Source organism: Actinoplanes sp. CA-142083 (assembly GCF_050942195.1).
Classification (GTDB): domain Bacteria; phylum Actinomycetota; class Actinomycetes; order Mycobacteriales; family Micromonosporaceae; genus Actinoplanes.
On sequence record NZ_CP192076.1, the window covers coordinates 3561550 to 3578181 of the forward strand.

Annotated in this window: 15 protein-coding genes; 7 read left to right on the top strand and 8 right to left on the bottom strand. The window is 70.8% G+C overall.

From position 1 onward, the window contains the following. Positions 1–25: 25 nt before the first annotated feature. From ACQPZX_RS16270 to ACQPZX_RS16295, 6 genes are all read right to left on the bottom strand, one after another. Positions 26–1459, bottom strand: coding sequence for a hypothetical protein (locus tag ACQPZX_RS16270; RefSeq protein WP_433380975.1), 1434 nt, complete (start codon positions 1457–1459; stop codon positions 26–28). A 53-nt stretch (positions 1460–1512) separates the two neighbouring features. Then, positions 1513–2391, bottom strand: a complete 879-nt coding sequence (locus ACQPZX_RS16275) for a ribokinase (RefSeq protein ID WP_433380978.1) — start codon at positions 2389–2391, stop codon at positions 1513–1515. Continuing rightward, on the bottom strand, positions 2388–3206 hold the full coding sequence (locus ACQPZX_RS16280; RefSeq protein WP_433380981.1) for a carbohydrate ABC transporter permease: 819 nt from the start codon (positions 3204–3206) through the stop codon (positions 2388–2390). Before ACQPZX_RS16280 ends, ACQPZX_RS16275 begins: the two co-directional genes overlap by 4 nt. Then, entirely contained in the window at positions 3203–3991 is a 789-nt protein-coding gene (locus ACQPZX_RS16285) for a carbohydrate ABC transporter permease (RefSeq protein WP_433380984.1), read from the bottom strand. The genes ACQPZX_RS16280 and ACQPZX_RS16285 overlap by 4 nt, the downstream gene beginning before the upstream one ends. Before the next feature lie 107 nt (positions 3992–4098). Next, positions 4099–5439, bottom strand: a complete 1341-nt coding sequence (locus ACQPZX_RS16290) for an ABC transporter substrate-binding protein (RefSeq protein WP_433380987.1) — start codon at positions 5437–5439, stop codon at positions 4099–4101. Next, positions 5436–6476 (bottom strand): LacI family DNA-binding transcriptional regulator, encoded by a 1041-nt coding sequence (locus ACQPZX_RS16295; RefSeq protein ID WP_433380990.1) that lies wholly within the window; start codon positions 6474–6476, stop codon positions 5436–5438. The genes ACQPZX_RS16290 and ACQPZX_RS16295 overlap by 4 nt, the downstream gene beginning before the upstream one ends. A gap of 168 nt (positions 6477–6644) precedes the next feature. Here ACQPZX_RS16295 and ACQPZX_RS16300 point away from each other — a divergent pair, with 168 nt between their 5' ends. The 4 genes from ACQPZX_RS16300 (at position 6645) to ACQPZX_RS16315 (ending at position 12191) form a co-directional block, all read left to right on the top strand. Continuing rightward, positions 6645–7739, top strand: coding sequence for an ADP-ribosylglycohydrolase family protein (locus ACQPZX_RS16300; RefSeq protein WP_433380993.1), 1095 nt, complete (start codon positions 6645–6647; stop codon positions 7737–7739). Beyond that, a complete protein-coding gene (locus tag ACQPZX_RS16305; protein WP_433380996.1) occupies positions 7736–9007 on the top strand; it encodes an ADP-ribosylglycohydrolase family protein in 1272 nt (423 codons plus the stop codon). The genes ACQPZX_RS16300 and ACQPZX_RS16305 overlap by 4 nt, the downstream gene beginning before the upstream one ends. Beyond that, positions 8997–10235, top strand: coding sequence for an ADP-ribosylglycohydrolase family protein (locus ACQPZX_RS16310; RefSeq protein ID WP_433380999.1), 1239 nt, complete (start codon positions 8997–8999; stop codon positions 10233–10235). The genes ACQPZX_RS16305 and ACQPZX_RS16310 overlap by 11 nt, the downstream gene beginning before the upstream one ends. Before the next feature lie 66 nt (positions 10236–10301). Next, positions 10302–12191, top strand: a complete 1890-nt coding sequence (locus ACQPZX_RS16315; RefSeq protein ID WP_433381002.1) for a hypothetical protein — start codon at positions 10302–10304, stop codon at positions 12189–12191. Here the strand turns inward: ACQPZX_RS16315 and ACQPZX_RS16320 are convergent. Continuing rightward, the gene (locus ACQPZX_RS16320) at positions 12172–12582 is read right to left on the bottom strand and encodes an ester cyclase (RefSeq protein WP_433381005.1); all 411 of its coding nucleotides are present in this window, start codon (positions 12580–12582) and stop codon (positions 12172–12174) included. The genes ACQPZX_RS16315 and ACQPZX_RS16320 overlap by 20 nt on opposite strands. Before the next feature lie 76 nt (positions 12583–12658). On the opposite strand from ACQPZX_RS16320, the gene ACQPZX_RS16325 reads away from it, so the two are divergent. From ACQPZX_RS16325 to ACQPZX_RS16335, 3 genes are read left to right on the top strand one after another with little or no spacing between them, the layout of a single operon-like run. Continuing rightward, positions 12659–12976 (top strand): RIP homotypic interaction motif-containing protein, encoded by a 318-nt coding sequence (locus tag ACQPZX_RS16325; protein ID WP_433381008.1) that lies wholly within the window; start codon positions 12659–12661, stop codon positions 12974–12976. A 1-nt stretch (position 12977) separates the two neighbouring features. Beyond that, positions 12978–14285 carry an LGFP repeat-containing protein gene (locus ACQPZX_RS16330; protein WP_433381011.1) on the top strand — a complete coding sequence of 436 codons (1308 nt, stop codon included), beginning with the start codon at positions 12978–12980 and terminating at the stop codon, positions 14283–14285. Further along, positions 14276–15679 carry a gamma-glutamyltransferase gene (locus ACQPZX_RS16335; protein WP_433381014.1) on the top strand — a complete coding sequence of 468 codons (1404 nt, stop codon included), beginning with the start codon at positions 14276–14278 and terminating at the stop codon, positions 15677–15679. The genes ACQPZX_RS16330 and ACQPZX_RS16335 overlap by 10 nt, the downstream gene beginning before the upstream one ends. Here ACQPZX_RS16335 and ACQPZX_RS16340 read toward each other — a convergent pair. Further along, positions 15668–16618 (bottom strand): ABC transporter substrate-binding protein, encoded by a 951-nt coding sequence (locus ACQPZX_RS16340; protein WP_433381017.1) that lies wholly within the window; start codon positions 16616–16618, stop codon positions 15668–15670. The two genes, ACQPZX_RS16335 and ACQPZX_RS16340, sit on opposite strands and share 12 nt — an antisense overlap. Positions 16619–16632 lie beyond the last annotated feature (14 nt).

Here is a 16632-nt window from a genome sequence, read left to right on the forward strand (position 1 = left end):
TCGCGATCCCCGCCCCGGGAAGCCATCAGCCGCCGGCTCCCGGCCGGACCCACGCCTGAGCCCGCCCGCCGCGGATGGTGACGACGCCGTTCTCGAAGAACTGAACCGCATCGTCGTCACTCTCGGCCAGCCGCTTCTCGACCTCTCTCGGAAAGCCCAGCGTCCGTTCCAAACCGGGCGACGACGCGAACATCTCGATCACGGCCTTCCGGACCTCGATCGTGCGCTCGCGTTTCTGCCAGGCGGCGGCGAGGAAAGAGGCGCGGCGCCCCGACGTCGTGTAGATGGCGCCGCCCTCGAAAGCCTGGTAGCCGCGTCGCAGCCCTAAGGCGTAAATCCGCGAGTCGACCTCTTCCGCGATCGGCAATCCCATCGAACCGACGGCGCCCGCGAGTTGTTCGTAGCGGGCACGAATGCTCGATCTGACCGCGAAGGTGCCGTGCGTGGAGGTATAGATCGTGGCTGGGCCGGAGTCCTCCCCGCCCGATCCGGTGAAGTCCTGTCGGCGGCCTGAAGTTCCGTGCGGGGAGACGACGTCGACCGCATCGTCGAGCGGGAATCCCAGCGGGCCCATGATGCGGTTGTGGGCCTCGTGATACTCGAGCATCTCCGCGAATACCCCGACTGCGACGAGCCGCCCGGGGCTGCGAAGGCTTGCCGCGTAGACCATGCCACCTTCAAACGGTTGATGGAGAACGGTGGTGAGGGTGTGCGAGACGCTGTCCGCGGGCCTCGTGGGAAACCCCAGCTGACCACCGGTGCCGCCCATCCGGTCGTGGTAGGTGAGGAACGGCTTCTGTATCGCGGCGAAGCCGTGCCGCTCGGAGCAGTACAACGTGGCGCCCTCTCCGCTCGGACCCTCGAAGCGCTGGAACGTGCCGTCCGTGCCGGACGGCGACCGTTGGGCCCGTCTCGCCACGCCGAGAGGAAACCCCAGCACACCTTGTACGTCGGCGGCCGGCGGCGGGACCACGGTGGCGCCTCCCCGCGCCGACCAGAGGATGGCGCCGTTCCGGTGCCGCTGGCGGTAGCCCTCGGTCCCGAGCCCGGACGGCCCGGCGTGCTCGATCTGGCCGACCCGCTCGCCGAGCTCCACCCGTGCCGCCTGCTCACAGGCGGCTATCGCCGCCGAGGCTGCCGGAAGGTTCTCCAGCCAGGGCTTGACTGCCTTGAGCTCCGCGACCAGCTCTTGGGCACGCCTGTGGTTCATGTGGGCGAGCAGCGAGACCGCGAGCCCTTCGTCGTCGGCGAGCACAACCTCGAGGATCTTCAGCGCCTCGTCGACCGGAAGCCGTGCCAGAGCCACGACAGCGTCATCGCGGGACAGTCCCTTGACCTTGTCGGCGGCACCATGCGAACTGAGCGCCGCCAAGTCGATCGGCGCCTGCTGCATGAAGACGTTGGTCTGGTGGTTGTTGTCGCCGGCCTGGATGCCCTGGCCGTGGCTCGCGTCGACCACCGTTGATCACCTTCCGTGAGGGAGCAGCACCGATTGTGACACTCCCGCATGGATCAGGTGGTCAGCCGAATGTCGACCTCTGCGGCGGTGGGCAGCGAGCCGCGCGCGCCGAAGCCCTCGGTGGCCAGCGCGCCCGCGGCCGCGGCGAAGCGGACGGCCTCCGGAAGCGGGCGGCCGTCGGCGAGGGCCACAGCTAAGGCGGCCGTGAAGGTGTCGCCGGCGCCGGTGGTGTCGACGACCGAGGCTTGGACCGCGGGGACGAATGTGGGTTCACTTCCGGCGGTGTGGATCTCGCAGCCGTCGGCGCCTCGGGTGACCACGACGGAGCCGGCGCCGGCGGCCAGCAGGGCGTCGACGCCGCCCAGGGCCGCCGCCTCGGTCTCGTTGGGGGTCAGGACGGTGCACAAGGCGATCAACTCGGGCGGCAGGGCAAGGGCGGGCGCGGGGTTGAGAATCATTTGCCAGCCGCGGGCGCGGGTGGTGCGGGCGGCGGCGAGAATGGCGGGGACGGGCACTTCCAGGCAGGCGACGACTACCGCCTCGCCATCGATGGCCTGCAATGCCGCATCGACCTGGGCGGGGCCGACCGTCGCGTTGGCGCCGGCGATGATCGCGATCGAGTTCTCGCCGCTGTCGTCGACCAGGATGACGGCCACGCCGGTCGGCTCGGGCACGGTTCGCAGGCCGGAAAGACGTACGCCCCGGGCCTGCAGGTCGGTGACCGCCGATCGGCCGTAGGAATCGTCGCCGACCGCGCCCACGAAATGGGTGGTGGCGCCCAGCGCCGCCGCCGCGGAGGCCTGATTTCCGCCCTTGCCGCCCTGCGTCTGCGCGAAGCGCGCCATCGCGACGGTCTCGCCCGGACGCGGCATCCGGCCACCCGCCGCGACCAGGTCGACGTTGACGGAACCGACCACGATCACGGTGCTCATGAGCTCATTCCAGTGTTCGCCAGACCGTCGGTGAAGCGGCGTTGCAGCGCCAGGAACAGAATCAGCATGGGCAGCAGCATGATGATGCCGGCGGCCGCGTTGAGGACGCCGTTCTGCACGTAGCTCTGCTGGAACGCGAAGAATGTCGTGGAGACCGGCATCGACGAGTCGGATTGCAGGAACGTGACGGCGAACAGGAATTCGTTGTACGCCGACAGCGCGGTCACCAGGGCGACCGTGAGCAGGCCGGGCAGCGCGTTGGGCAGCACCACCCGGGCGGCCACGCGCAGTTCGCCGGCGCCGTCCATCCGAGCAGCCTCTTCCAACTCGCGCGGCAGCGTCAACAGGAAGGCGCGCAGCAGCAGGGTGGCGAACGGCGAGAACACCGCGACATAGATGATGACCAGTCCGAGGCGGGTGTCGTAGAGGCCGGCCCGGGTCCAGATGTAGAAAAGTGGAACCAGGAACATCTGCATCGGCAGCGAGCTGGCGACCAGCAGATACCCGAGGACCAGGCCACCTCCTTTCACATTCAGGCGCGCCATTGCGTACGCGGCGAGCCCGGCGACCAGAAGAGTGCCGGCCACGGTCCCGGCCACCAGAATCAAACTGTTGAGCAGGCCCCGGCCCATGGCCGCCTGGGTCCACGCGTCGGAGAAGTTCGACCACAGCAGGTGCGCGGGCGGTCCCAGCGGATCGTCGGCGAGCTCGGATTGCGTCTTGAAGGCCGCGAACACGAACACGATGAGCGGCCCGACGGCGAAGGCCAGCAACAGCCCCAGGAACAGCCAGCCGATGGTGAGACGGGGCCTCATGCGTCCCACTTCCTTACCCGTCGCAGGAACTGATAGACGAGGACGACGACGGCGCTGAACAACGCCATCACCACGCCGATCGCGGAGGCGTAACCGGCCTCCAGATTGCTGAACGCGTTCCGGTAGAGCAGCGTGCTGAGCACGTCCGTGGCGCCGGCCGGGCCGCCCTGGGTGAGGATGTAGACGAAGTCGAACGCCAGGAACGACCAGATGATCGTCTGCACCACGAGGAAGACCAGCGTCGGGCGGATGCCGGGCAGCGTGATCGAGCGGAACTGCCGCCAGGGGCTCGCGCCGTCGAGCGCGGACGCCTCGTAGAGGGCCGGGTCGACAGACTGCATCGAGGCCAGGAAGACCACGACGAGGAAGCCCCAGAACGCCCAGGTGTTGACGACCGCCACCGAGCCGAGCGCCAGGTCCTTGTCGCCGAGGAAGTTAGGCCCGATTCCGGAGTCCGGCGACAGCAGGTTCTTCCAGACGGCGGCGCTGACCACGCTGGCCACGGTGTAGGGGATGAAGTAGGCGAGGCGGAACAGCACCTGGAAACGGCGGACCCGGGACAGCAGGTACGCGCCGAGCAGGCCCAGGACCATCGGCATCACGAGGCTGATGACCGTCCAGACGATGGTGTGGCCCAGCGCCGAGCGGAACTCCGGGTCGCCGAACATCCGGGTGTAGTTGCCCAGCCCGATCCAGTTCGCGCCGCCGACGCCGGCCCAGTCGGTGAACGAGTACCAGACCGCCTCGGCCGCCGGCACCAGGATCACCGCTAAGTTAACCGCCACTAACGGCAGCATGAAGAGCCAGGCGGTGAGGTGTCGGCGGCGGCGCCGACGGGACGACGGCGCCGGCGGGTTCGGCGACACGGCCGGGGCCGGTGAGAGCAGGGCGGTCACTGCGGCAGGGGCGGGACGGCGCCGGCCGCGAGCTCGGCGGTGAACAGGGTGTCGATCTGCTTGCAGTACTCCTGCGGGCTCACGTCGCCGGTGATGACCTTCTCCCAGCCCTGGACGATGTAGGTGTCGGTCTTGGGCGGGAAGAACGTCCAGGTCGTGTAGCCGACGTTCGGCGCGCCCGCGATGGCGGAGAAGAGCGCCGCCGTGCGCTGGTCGATGTCGGCCGGGAAGTCCGACGAGGCGATCTTGATGGGGGCGAGCCCGGCGCCGACCTCGGCGAGGCCCTTGGTCTGCCGCTTGGGGTCGGAAAGCAGGAAGTCGACCAGGGCGGCGGCGGTGTCGAGGTTCTTGGAGTGGGCGTTGACCGAGTACGTACCGCCCAGCGACAGCTCCCAGACCTCCTCGGGCACACCGTCGCGCAGGGAGGGGATCGCGCCCCACTGCCATTTGTCGAAGAACGGCTTGATCTCGCCGAGGCCCCACGTGCCGGTGAAGTTGAACAGCGCCTTGCTGTCGGCGAGCTGCTTGTACTGCGAGCTGAACGTGTTGGTGAAGTATCGGTCGACGCTGCCGCCGAGCCAGCCCTTCGTGAAGTAGCCCTTGAGCTGGGTGATCGCGTCGACGAAGACCGGATCGGTGAACTTCGCCTTCCCGGCCAGGGCCTGCTTCAGGGCGTCAGGGCCGGCCGCGTGGTTCAGGATCACCGAGACGTGCCACTCGTTGGCCGCTTGATAATCGGCGTTCCCGGCCGCCACCGGCACGATGCCCTTGCCCTTGGCCTCGGCGCAGAGCGCCTCGAAATCCGATCGATTCTTCGGGTACGCCCAGCCGTGCGCCGACAGAGTCGCGGGGTTGTAGAAGGCCAGAAGTGATTCGTAGTTCGAGGGCAGCGCGTACAGCTTGCCGTCGATCACGCCGGTCTGCAGCGCCCACGGCAGGATCCGGTCGTTCCACCCCAGCTTCTTGGCGAAGTCGTCGAGCGGCGCCAGATAGCCGGCCTGGGCGTACGCCCGGATCTGCGCCGGACCGTTGGCCAGCACGATGTCCGGGCCGGACCCGGCCGCCAGCGCGGTCTGCACCAGCCGGTCGATGGTGTCGAACTGCTTCACCGACAGCTCGACGGTGGCGGCCGGCTTCGTGGCGTTGAACGCGTCGACGATGTTCGTACGGAAGAAGGTCTCTTGCTCTTTGGAGGCGAAACCCGACCAGTATTCGAGCTTTCCGGTGGCCTTCGCCGTCGAAGGCCCCGAACCGCCGGCGGCGCAGGAGGCGAGGAACGCGGTGAGGGCGGCCCCGCCACCGAGCTGGAGAATTTGACGGCGCGAAAGTGAGGTCATGAGGAGCTCCTCTGAGCGGGGAGAGAGATGGCGGGTGCTGATTCCCGGACCTTGAACGCGCCCGGGACGACGATCTCCCGGGCCGGTCCGTCGAGTTCCCCCGTGATGCGCTGGAGCAGGAGCCGCCCGCAGACGGTGCCCTTCTCGTAGGCGCGGTTGTCCACCGTGGTGAGCGCCGGGCGCACGAGTTCCGCGGCGTCGATGTCGTCGAATCCGATGACGGCCACGTCGTGCGGCACGTCGCGGCCGGCCTGGTGCAGGGCGTCGAGGACCCCGATGGCGGCGAGGTCGTTGGCGCAGACCACCGCGTCGACGTCGCGTCCGCCGGCAAGTGCCTCGGTCATCGCGGCCCGCGCCGCCGGCCGGGTGTAGTCGCACTCGATCACCAGCCCCGGGTCGAGGGTGAGCCCGGCGCCGAGCAGCGCGTCCTCGTAGCCGAGGCGGCGCAGGTCGGAGGGGCCGACGCCGGGCGAGGCGCCGGCGAACGCGATCCGGCGGCGCCCGTCGCGCAGCAGGTGGCGGGTGGCCTCGGCGACGCTGACCCGGTCGTCGCCGACCACCCGGTCGGCCACGCCCTCCACCGGGGCGGGCATCGGGCCGAGCATGACCACCGGCGTGTGCGGGTCGATCATCGCGGCCAGCTCCACAGGCGGGGTGCGGAACAGGTCGATGATCAGGCCGTCGACGCTGCGGGCGAGCATGTCGCGCAGGAACGCCGCCTCACGGGCCGCCTCACCGTCGGTGCTGCACACGACGACCTGGTAGCCGGCGTCGCTGATCGCGTCCTGCACGCCGCGGGCGACCACGGGATAGAAGGGGTTGGTGATGTCCGGGACGATCAGCGCGACGGTCTGGGTGCGCTGGGTCCGCAGGCCCTGGGCGAGCACGTTGGCGCGGTAGCCGAGGCGCTGCACGGCCGCCTCGACCTTGGCCTTGACCTCCTCGGAGACCGGGCGGTGGCCGCTGAGCGCGTGCGAGACGGTCGTCGGGCTGACCCCGGCGGCCTTCGCGACGTCGGCGATGCGCGGTCTGGACATCTCGGTCCCCTTTGTCAAGCAAAACGATTTGCGCCCGACGGCGGGATCTGCCGTGGTCATGGCAGTGTGAATCCGCGATTACTTGGCTGTCAACGCCTGGTTGGAACGATGTTTCGCCACCGAAACGACCTCTGGCACGCAAATCCATTTGCGCTTAGCGTGGGCCGCATGGACCACCAGTTGCGCGACCGCATCCGCGGCGCGGTGCTGGGACAGGCCATCGGCGACGCGCTCGGCGCGCCGACCGAGGGCATGACCCGCGCCGCCATCCGGGAAGCTCACGGCCGGGTCACCGGCTTCCTCTCCGACGACCCGGCCGGCACCGACGACACCGAGTACGCCGCGCTCACCGCGCGGATCCTGCTCACCTACGGCCCAGCGCTCACCGCCGAGGACGTCTCCGCCGAATGGGAGCGCACCCTCGCCCACCAGGAGGGCGGCTTCGCCGGCGGCGGCTTCAGCGAGATGGAGGCCATCCACAACCTGGCCCGTGGCCTGCGCGCGCCCGCCTCCGGCGGCGACAACCACGAGCTGTGGAGCGACGGCTCGGCGATGCGGGTCGCGCCGATCGGCGCCTACTGCGCGGGAGATCCCGCGGAGGCCGCCCGGCTGGCCGGGATAGACGCCCAGGTCAGCCACGCGCGCGACGGCATCTGGTGCGGCCAGGCGATCGCCGCCGCGGTGGCCGCCGCGACCGCCACCGAGGACTGGCGGGTGGTGGTCGACGCCGCGGTGGCCGCACTGCCGCCCGACTCCTGGTCGGCCCGGCTCGTCACCCGCGCGATCGCGATCGCCACCGGTCCCGGGACCGCTGACGAGCGCTACGACGAGCTCGAATGCCGCATCGCGATCTTCCACTACCCGTGGGCCGACGTGGCGCCCGAGGCGACCGCGCTGGCGATCGGCGTCTTCGCGATCGCCGAGGGCGACTACGTCGAGTCGGTGCTGGGCGGCGTTAACATCGGCCGCGACGCGGACACCATCGCCGCCATGGCCGGCGCCATGGCAGGCGCGCTGCGCGGCGCCGCTTCGATTCCCGCACGCTGGTCGGAGCGCATCACGGAGCTGCGGGGGAGCTGCATTAAAGCAACGGCCGGCGTACGGCTGGAAGCACTGGCCGACGAGATCGCGGCGGCCGCCTCGACGCGAATGCCGGTTCACGCCCCGCCGCCGCCCGCCGGTCCCGCCTCCGCTGCGAATGCCGCCTCCGCCGCGAATCTCGCCTCCGCCGGCGATCCCGACGAGAAGGGAACAGTCGCATGACGTTGCTGGATCGGGCCGAAGGGGCTCTGCTCGGGCTGGCCGCGGCCGACGCGGCGAGCTTTCCCGCGCTGTACCACCGGGAGATCGCCTTTCCGAAGCGTCGCCGGCTGCTCTGGACCCAGGCCCTCGACGGGGACGCCGAGCGGGTGAACAAGCTTCCGCTGCCGTTCACGCTCAGCGGCGACCCTGCGGCGATGGCGTTCGGGCCGACCGACGACGCCGAGCAGGCCGCCCTGGCCGCGCAGGTGCTGCTCGCCGGCGGCGACCTCTTCGACGCGTGGTGGTCGATCGTCGAGCCGCAACGAGACTCCTTCTGGGGCTCGGTGGCCGACATCTCCGCCGTCAAGAACGCCGCCGACGGCCTGCGCCCGCCGCACACCGGCAACGACAACCCCCACTTCTACGACGACTCCTCGGTGATCCGAGCGGTGCCAATCGGCATTCACTTCGCGGCGGATCCCGCGCGCGCCGCCACGGTGGCCCGCGACCTCGCGATCATCACCAACGCCGAGGTCGGCGTCGACGGTTCGGCCGCCTTCGCGGGGGCCGTCGCCGTTCTGGTAGGCGGCGGTCACATGCAAGAGGCCGTTAACTTCGCGCGCTCGCAGATCGTCGCCGACTCGTGGCTGGGGCGGAAGTTCGCCCTCGCCGAGCGCATCCTCGACGAGGCCGGCGGCGGTCCCTTCGCGGCCGTTCCCCGGTGGACCGACGAGGTGGGCAACGCCGAATACAACTTCGGCAACGCGGTCGCCGAGACGCTGCCGCTCGCGCTGCTGATCGCCCGGTCCACCGCGAGTTACGCCGAGGCGCTCGGCGTGGCGGCGCTGATCCCGAAGCAGGCCGACACCATGCCGGCCATGGTCGGGGCCCTGCTGGGCGCGGCCACGGGGGCGTCGGGCCTGCCGCCGCCGTGGACCGGTCCGGTCGAAGAACTGCGCGGAGTCTGCGTCCCGTCGACCCGCGGGGTCCGGCTGCGTGACCTGGCTGCGGCACTCGTCGCGCACGCCACGGGAAGCGCGGCCTCGAACGCATCCGCCGGCGGCGGTGTGCGCGGCGCGGATGTGGGGGCGGCGGTTCCGTCCGCCGGACCGGGTGAGCCCGGCGGGGATGTGGCGGCGGCTCCGTCCGCCGGACCGGGTGAGCCCGGCGGGGATGTGGCGGCGGCTCCGTCCGCCGGACCGGGTGAGCCCGGCGGGGATGTGGCGGCGGTTCCGTCCGCCGGACCGGGTGAGCCCGGCGGGGATGCGGGGGGTTTCCGTGCCGCATGACCCCATCGACCCCGCTGATCTGCTGGCCCATCAGATCGCGGCGCTCCGGGAGACCGGCGTGGTGGTGCCCGACGGCGCCGGACTGGCTGAGCTGGAAAGCCTTGTGGTCTCAGAGACAGAAGACGAGCCGTCCTCGTTCGAGAAAATTGTCGCGACGACGCCGAACGTGCCGTCTCTGCCGGTGGACCGCGTGGTTGTTCTTGATCGGATTCTTGCCGGCTGGCTGGGGCGATGTGCGGGGAACGGGCTGGGCAAGCCCTTCGAGTCGGCGCTGTGGACGCCCGCGCTGATCCGGGACTATCTCAAGACGGCGGGGGCGTGGCCGCTTGTGGACTACGTGCCGGTAATTGACCCGATGCCGTCGCGGTTCGTGTTGCGGCAGGACTGTTTCCGGACCACTACCAGGGGAAACATCGACGGCGTCACCCGCGATGACGACCTGGACTACACGCTGCTCAACCTGCTTCTGCTGGAGCAGCACGGCCGGGAGTTCACCACCGAGCAGGTCGGGTCGATGTGGCTTTCGCTGCTGCCGTTCGGCAAGACCTTCACCGCCGAGGCGGCCGCCTATCGCAACCTGGCCACCGGCGTCGCGGCGCCCCGGACGGCGACCGTGCTCAACCCGTACCGTGAATGGGTCGGTGCTTTGATCCGGGCCGATATCTTCGGTCTGGTGTCGCCCGGCCGCCCGGCCGAGGCGGCCCGGATGGCCTTTCTCGACGCCCGCCTTTCGCATGTGCGCAACGGAATCTACGGCTCGATGTGGGCCGCGGCGGCGGTGGCCGCGGCCTTCGGCGCCGCCACCCCGCGCGAAGTCGTCACCCGGGCCCTCGCCGTCGTCCCGCGCCGCTCGCGCCTGCACAAGGCCCTTGCCCACGTGCTGGACCTGCACGCCGCCGGCGCCGGCTGGGAAGCGGCGATCGACTGGATCCACCGGATGGATTATTACTACGTCCACACCATCAACAACGCGGCCATCATCGCGGCCGCCCTGCTGTGGTCGGACGGCGCCTTCACGACGGCGGTCGGCCTCGCGGTGAGCTCGGCCTACGACACCGACTCGAACGGCGCGACGGTGGGGGCGATCGCCGGCGTGCTGGCGGGCACCGGCGGGATCCCGGCGCATTGGACGGAGCCGCTGCACGACCGGTTCACGAGCGCGCTGAGCGGCCACGCCACGTCGTCGATCGCGGAGCTGGCCGCGCGGACGTACGCCCTGACCGGGTAGTCCCTACTGCGGGGTGCGGCAGGACTGTCACAATCAGTGCTGCTCCCTGACGGAAGGTGATCAACGGTGGTCGACGCGAGCCATGGCCGGGGCGTCCAGGTCGGCGATCACAACCGGCAGACGAACTACTTCACCGCGCCCGACCTCGGCGCGTTGAGCCCGCACCGCGCGGCCGCGAAAGTGAAGGAGCTTTCGCTGGACGACGCGGCGGTGGCGCTGGCCCGCATCCCGCCCGCGGACGCCGCGGAGATCGTGAAAGCGCTGCTCGCGGAGGACGACGAGCTCGCGGTGTCGCTGCTCGTCCACATGCACCGGGGGCGAGCGGCGGACATCGTCGCCGCGGTCCCGGGCGCGCCCGGGTGGCTGGCGCGGCTGCCATCGGCGTGGGCCGCGATCAGCGCGCTGGATACCGCGGCCCTCGGCAAGCCGGTCGGGGAGATCATGCACACCGGCTTGTCGCCGCGTCGCCGCACCGCGTGGCGGCAGGAGTTCGAGCGGGGAACGATCTACTACGTCGATCGCGTGGTCGTGGTCTCCGGCGAGATCCGCGAATATCACGACGGTCATGGGTGGTTGGGGCTTCCCGTCGGGCCGGCGTCGGGAGTCGGCTCGCCGCACGGGACCACGGGGACTTATCAGCGGTTCGAGTCGCGCCGGGCCTATCCGGCCGAGAGCAGCCGGCTCGATCCCGAGGACGATTTCGGCGCCACCGTCTACGCGTCGCCGCACGGGACGTATTCGTCGTCGGGGGAGGTGGGGCTTCACCATTACCGCCGGGGCGGGGCGGGCGGTGCGCTGGGCTTTCCCACCTCCGATGAGGCCGAGGGGCGGCAGAGCTTCGAGGGTGGGGTCATCCAGCTGACCGAGCGGGGGCCGGTGACGGTCTCGGGGGCCGTCGCGGAACTCCTGTCCGGGGATGGCGATGTGGTGCGGCGGCTCGGGCAGCCGGTTGCCGATGCGCAGCCGCTGGGCACGGGGGCCGAGGATCGGGTGCAGGCGTTCCAGCATGGACTGGTGACGGTGCGCGACGACGTGGCCGAGGCGTGGCTCCGGCCGAAGCGCGGTGTCCTCCGCGTGGCGGTCGGTGGTGGCCCGGGCGGTTCCACCGGCTATGTGCTGTCGCCGGACGGCCGGCGGGCGGCGGCTTCGAACGGGCAGTCCGTCGCGGTCTACGACACGTTCGACGGCAGCCAGGTCATGACGCTGACGAGCGAGTCGGGACGGGTCGGAGCTCAGCTCGCCTTCGACCACGACGGCCGGTTCCTGGCGAGCGGGTCCAACGATGGAGCGCTGACGGTGTGGGATTCATCGGCCGGCGACCAGGCCGGCGTTCCGCTCATCGGCCGTGGCCGAGTATCCAAGCCGGTATTTTCCCGGGCTGGTGTCCTGGCGTTCGTGCGTTCGGTCACGGTCCATCTGACCGATCCGGCGACCGGTGCCTCGCGGGGAGAGCTGATTTCCGTCGGTGATGCTGTGACCTCCCTGGCGTTCAGCCCTGACGGACAGATGCTTGCCATCGGGTTGGCGAACGGGCAGATCCAGTTCGCGAGTGCCTCCGATCCTGGCCCTTGGTTGCCGGAGGCGCCGGTGGCTCTCGAGTTCTCGCCCGACGGCCGAAGGCTGGCGGCCGGTGGGCCGGACGGCGTGGCGCTGGGGGAATTCGGGGGACACCGCCCCGAACGGCGACTCGGAGCGGTCGGGTCGGTGACGGCGCTGCGATTCTCGCCCGATGGCCAGATATTGGCGGTCGCCACGCAGGACGGGACGGTGCAGTTCGTCGACCCCGGCACGGGGGACCGGGTCGGCGATCCGGTCGAGGATCTGGGAGGCGCCGTGCGCGGGCTCGCTTTCGGACCCGATGACAGCCTGGTGGCGCTGGTCAGGCCCGCCGACGCGAGCGGGCACGACAAGGCCGGCCGGGCGGTGATCTACTGGCTCACACCGCCTGCACCCTGAGGATGCGCTGCAGCTCGTCGGCCAGGACCCAGATCGCGCTGATCCGGCCGTCGTCGTCGATGGTGAGGACGTCGATGCCCAGGCCGGTCACCAGCAGGCCGGTCGGGGCCAGGTCACCCAACGGGGTATGCCACACGCCGGTGTGGCGGGCCCGGTGCCGGAAGGCGACGGTCAGCTTGCCCGGCGCCTCGACCCGGTCGACGATCTCGATGTCGTGCTCGGTGAAGGCCTCGTGGAGGGTGCGCGCCCGCTCGACCAGGTCGCTGACCGGCATCGGGACGCCGTTGATGGTGACCGGGTCGGTGTAGAGGGCGGAGAACGCGGCGACCGGGTCGTCCAGGGTGTCGGGCGGGAACCGCCACAGGGTGAAGAGCTGATCCTCGAACGCCACGGCATCACGCTAGCCGCGCGAGCGCTCGGTCTCTACAGTCACAGTCGGTTGTGCTGGATGACAGAAGGTGATCAAGGTGACGGGCGTCGAGGTGGTCCTGGCAGCGCTGGCGGCGGGGGCCGGGGCCGGCAGTGGTGACGTGGCCAAGGCGGCCATGATGGACGCCTATACGGGGTTCCGCGACCTGGTGAAACGGCGGCTGGGCGGCCGGTCGATCGAGGCGGCGAGCCCCGAGGTGCTGCGCGGCGAGCTGATCGCCGCCGGCGTGGACCGGGACGAGCAGATCCTGGCGGCGGCTCATCAGGTGCTGGCGCTTTCGCGGAACGTGTACGTCCAGGACGCGAAGGGTGTCCAGATCGGCGACCACAACACGCAGCACAACACGTTCGGCTGACATGGCCGAGGTCAACCGAGGCCGGGGCGTCCAGGTCGGCGACCAGAACACCCAGACCAACGTCTTCATGCCGTCGCAGTCGCAGCCGCTCAATCTGGGCGCGCTCAACTGGCATGTCGCGGCGACGAAGGTGCGGGAGCTGTCGCGGGACAACGCGGTGGTGGCGCTGGCCGCCGTGCCGCTCGCGGACGCGGTGGGGATTCTGGCGATCGTGCTCGGCGAGGCCGAGGGGGTGGCGGTCTCGCTGCTCGCCCACATGAATCCGGCGCGATGCCGCGAGCTCGTCACGGCGCTGAAGCGGCAGCGGCCATGGCTGGAGCAACTGCCGGCCGCCGCGGCGGAGATCGCGGGCCTCGAACGGAAGGCGCTCGGGTCGTTGGGCGAGCGCACCGGTCAGGTGGAGCACATCGGTCCCTCGACTGAGGGAACCCATGGGTACCGGCAACCTCACCGGAACGGGCAGATTCTCTGGTCGCCGCGCCGCGGCGCGCTCGAGGTGCAGGCTCCTCACCTGTACGACGGCACCTCCGGCGTCCTGAGGTTCCCGCTGGGATCGCCGGAGCCGGCGCCACGCTCGGCGCAGGGCACGGAAGGCACGTTCCAGCGGTTCGAGGGCGGCGCCGCGGTGTATCGGACCGAGATGTACGGCGTGCGCGCGATCTTCGGGTTCATCGGCGCGTACTACCGGGAGTCGGGTGGCCCGGCCGGTCCGCTCGGCTATCCCGCCGGCGCCGCGGAGCGGATCGGTCCCTCGCGGCATGGCAAGAGGGCGGGCTGGTCCAAGAGATTCGAGGGCGGCACCGTCTACCGCGTGCCACGCGAGACCGAGGGCTACGACTCGGTGTCGGTGTCTTCCGAGATCGCCGACTACCACCACGCCCAGGGCGGGGTCGCGGGCCGGCTGGGATTCCCCACCCGGGAGGCCGTCCGGGTCACGTCGAGCTTCGGGACCGAGGCTGTCGGCCAGACCTTCGAGGGCGCAACCGTCTTCGTGTCGCGGCACGGCACCTTCATGGTCCGGGACGCGGTCGGCACCCTGAACGTCCGGCTCGGTCTGCCGAGTTCGGAGGAGAACGACGGCCGGCAGGACTTCGAGGGCGGCGCGATCTTCTCCTCGGCTGACGGCGAGTTCAGCGTACGGAAGGGCATTCTGGAGCCGGCGCGGCGATTAGGCTTCCCCACCACGGCTGAGCAGCGCCTGGGGGAGAACGCGGACGACTTCGCCCAGTTCTTCGAGAAAGGCGTCATCACCGTACGGGATGGCGTTGTCAGATCTTGGGTTTCGGCGCTGGAGGAACCATGGCCGTAGCGGTGGCCGCACCCCATGCGGCTGCGGTGGACGCCGCTCGCGAGGTGGTCGCCGGCGGAGGAAACGCATTCGACGCGGCGCTCGCCGCCGCGGGGGCGCTCGCCGTCGTCTATCCGCATCAGTGTTCGGTGGGCGGTGATCTCGTGGCCATCGTACGGCCGGCGGGCGGGCCGCCGAGGGCGGTGCTGTCCATCGGGGCCGCCGCCGCGAACGTGGACATCGCGGGGCTGCGGGCGGCCGGGGCGGAGATGCCGTTCGGCGGGCCGCATCCCATCACCGTGCCGGGGATCGTGGCGGGGTGGGCGGAGGTCGCCGGCTTCGGGGCGCGGCTGGGGCTGAAGGAACTGCTCGCGCCGGCGATCCGGCTCGCCGAGGAAGGCGTGCCGTTCAGCCCGGGGCTGCGCCGCGCAATGGCGGATCGGATGGACGCGATCCGGGCCGATCCGGGACTGTCCGCACTGCTGCTCCGCGGGGACGACCGGCTGGTGCAGCCGGTCCTCGCCGGGACGCTGGCCGAGATCGCGGCCGACTGGCGGGTCTTCTACGAGGGCGACCTCGGGCGGCGGCTCGCCGGCGGGCTCCGGAAGCTGGGCAGCCCGCTGGTGGCGGCCGACCTGGCGGCGCATCGGGCCGAGGTGGTCGCGCCGCTGACCCGGGTGCTGGACGGGGTGACCTGGCATGCCGCGCCGCCGCCGGTGCAGGGGCCGACGTTTCTGGCCGTGCTGGGGGCCGGCGACCTGGTCGGCGCCTCCCGGCGCGCCCGCCGAACCAGGGACTCGCTGCTCGGTGACCCGCGCACCGGGCCGGTGGACCTCGAAACGATGCTGGGTGGGGACGCGGCGCCGGGGAAGGAAGGTCCGCGGCCGGGCGGCGACACGGTCGCGGTGACGGCTGTGGACAGCGACGGGAACGCGGTGACGCTCATCCAGAGCCTGTTCGAGAGCTTCGGCTCGGGGCTGCTCGACCCGGGGACCGGGATCGTGCTGCACAACCGGGGCGCCTCGTTCAGCCTCGACGCCGGACACCCGGGGCGGATAGCGCCGGGCAGCCGGCCGCCGCACACGCTCTGCCCGACCATGGCGATCACCGGGGACACCGTGGTGGCGCTCGGCTGCATGGGCGGGCGCAACCAGCCGTGGATCCTCGCCCAGGTCGCCGGCGAGACCGTCGGGTCGGACGACCTCGCCGGGCTGCTCGCCCGGCCGCGCTGGGTCTTCGACGGCACCCGGGTGCTGGCCGAGGCGGGAACGCCGGGCATGCTCGCGGCCGACGAGATCGTGAACGGCCTCCACGACCGCGCGGGACACATTCAGGTGTGCCGCCTGCGCGAGGGCGACCTCGCGGCCGCCGGCGACCCGCGCGCCGACGGGCTGGGCGCGGTCCTAGGGGAGTAGCTGGTCGAGCGCCGGCGGCTTCTTGAAGATGCCGTCGGTCCGGCCGAGCTGGGCCACCTTGTCGAGGGAGGCGCGGTTGATGTCCTGCGGCCAGTTCGGGAGGATCATGCCGATCCGTACGGTGTCATTGATCGGCGTGTAGGTGCCGACCACGTCGCGCACCTCCTCCGGGTGGGTCTCCGAATACTGCAGCGACTCCTTGATCGCCTCGGTGAAGTGGGTGACCAGCTCGGGGCTCTTGGTGATCTCGTCCTGGCTGGTGAAGTAGAGCGCCACGGTCAGGTCGGGCGCGGTGTCGACGAAGTTGGACGCGAGCACCTGAGCGCCGGAGACGACCGCCTCGGAGAGCTGCGGCTCGACCACCCAGATCGCGTCGACCTTGCCGTTGCGCAGCGCGCCGTTCATCGTCGGGAACGGCATGGCCTCGAACTTGATGTTCTTCGGGTCGCCGCCGGCCTTGCGCACCGACTGGCGGACGGTGGTGTCGCCGATGTTCTTCAGCGTGTTGACCGCGACGGTCTTGCCGACCAGGTCCTTCGGCGTGCGGATCGGGCTGCCGTCCTTCACCACGATCGCGGAGAAGTCGCGGCCGGCCCGGCCGGTCGAGGCCACGCCGCTGGCCACGCCCTTGAGCGGCGCACCGTCGGCCTGCGCGGCCATCAGCGAGGTCACGTTGGCGAATCCGAACTGGTACTTGCCGCCGAGCACGCCCTTCACGATCGGCCCGCCGCCCTGCTCCTGGACGAGGTTCAGGTCGATGCCGCGCTTGCTGAAGAAGCCCTTCTCCTTGCCCAGGTAGATCGGTGCGACGTCGATGATGGCGATGACGCCCACGTCCACCTTGGTGCCGGCCGGCTCTTCTTTGGCGTCGTCGGACGTGCACGCCGACGACGCGAGAAGCGTCGCCAGCACGCCGACGGTGGCGAGGATCCGACGCATGCTGCGCTCCCTGA

Coding starts and splice junctions, on each gene's coding strand:
- ACQPZX_RS16275 (WP_433380978.1), bottom strand. CDS start 2,391: ATGAGCACCGTGATCGTGGTCGGTTCCGTCAACGTCGACCTGGTCGCG.
- ACQPZX_RS16280 (WP_433380981.1), bottom strand. CDS start 3,206: ATGAGGCCCCGTCTCACCATCGGCTGGCTGTTCCTGGGGCTGTTGCTG.
- ACQPZX_RS16290 (WP_433380987.1), bottom strand. CDS start 5,439: ATGACCTCACTTTCGCGCCGTCAAATTCTCCAGCTCGGTGGCGGGGCC.
- ACQPZX_RS16295 (WP_433380990.1), bottom strand. CDS start 6,476: ATGTCCAGACCGCGCATCGCCGACGTCGCGAAGGCCGCCGGGGTCAGC.
- ACQPZX_RS16300 (WP_433380993.1), top strand. CDS start 6,645: ATGGACCACCAGTTGCGCGACCGCATCCGCGGCGCGGTGCTGGGACAG.
- ACQPZX_RS16305 (WP_433380996.1), top strand. CDS start 7,736: ATGACGTTGCTGGATCGGGCCGAAGGGGCTCTGCTCGGGCTGGCCGCG.
- ACQPZX_RS16330 (WP_433381011.1), top strand. CDS start 12,978: ATGGCCGAGGTCAACCGAGGCCGGGGCGTCCAGGTCGGCGACCAGAAC.
- ACQPZX_RS16335 (WP_433381014.1), top strand. CDS start 14,276: ATGGCCGTAGCGGTGGCCGCACCCCATGCGGCTGCGGTGGACGCCGCT.
- ACQPZX_RS16340 (WP_433381017.1), bottom strand. CDS start 16,618: ATGCGTCGGATCCTCGCCACCGTCGGCGTGCTGGCGACGCTTCTCGCG.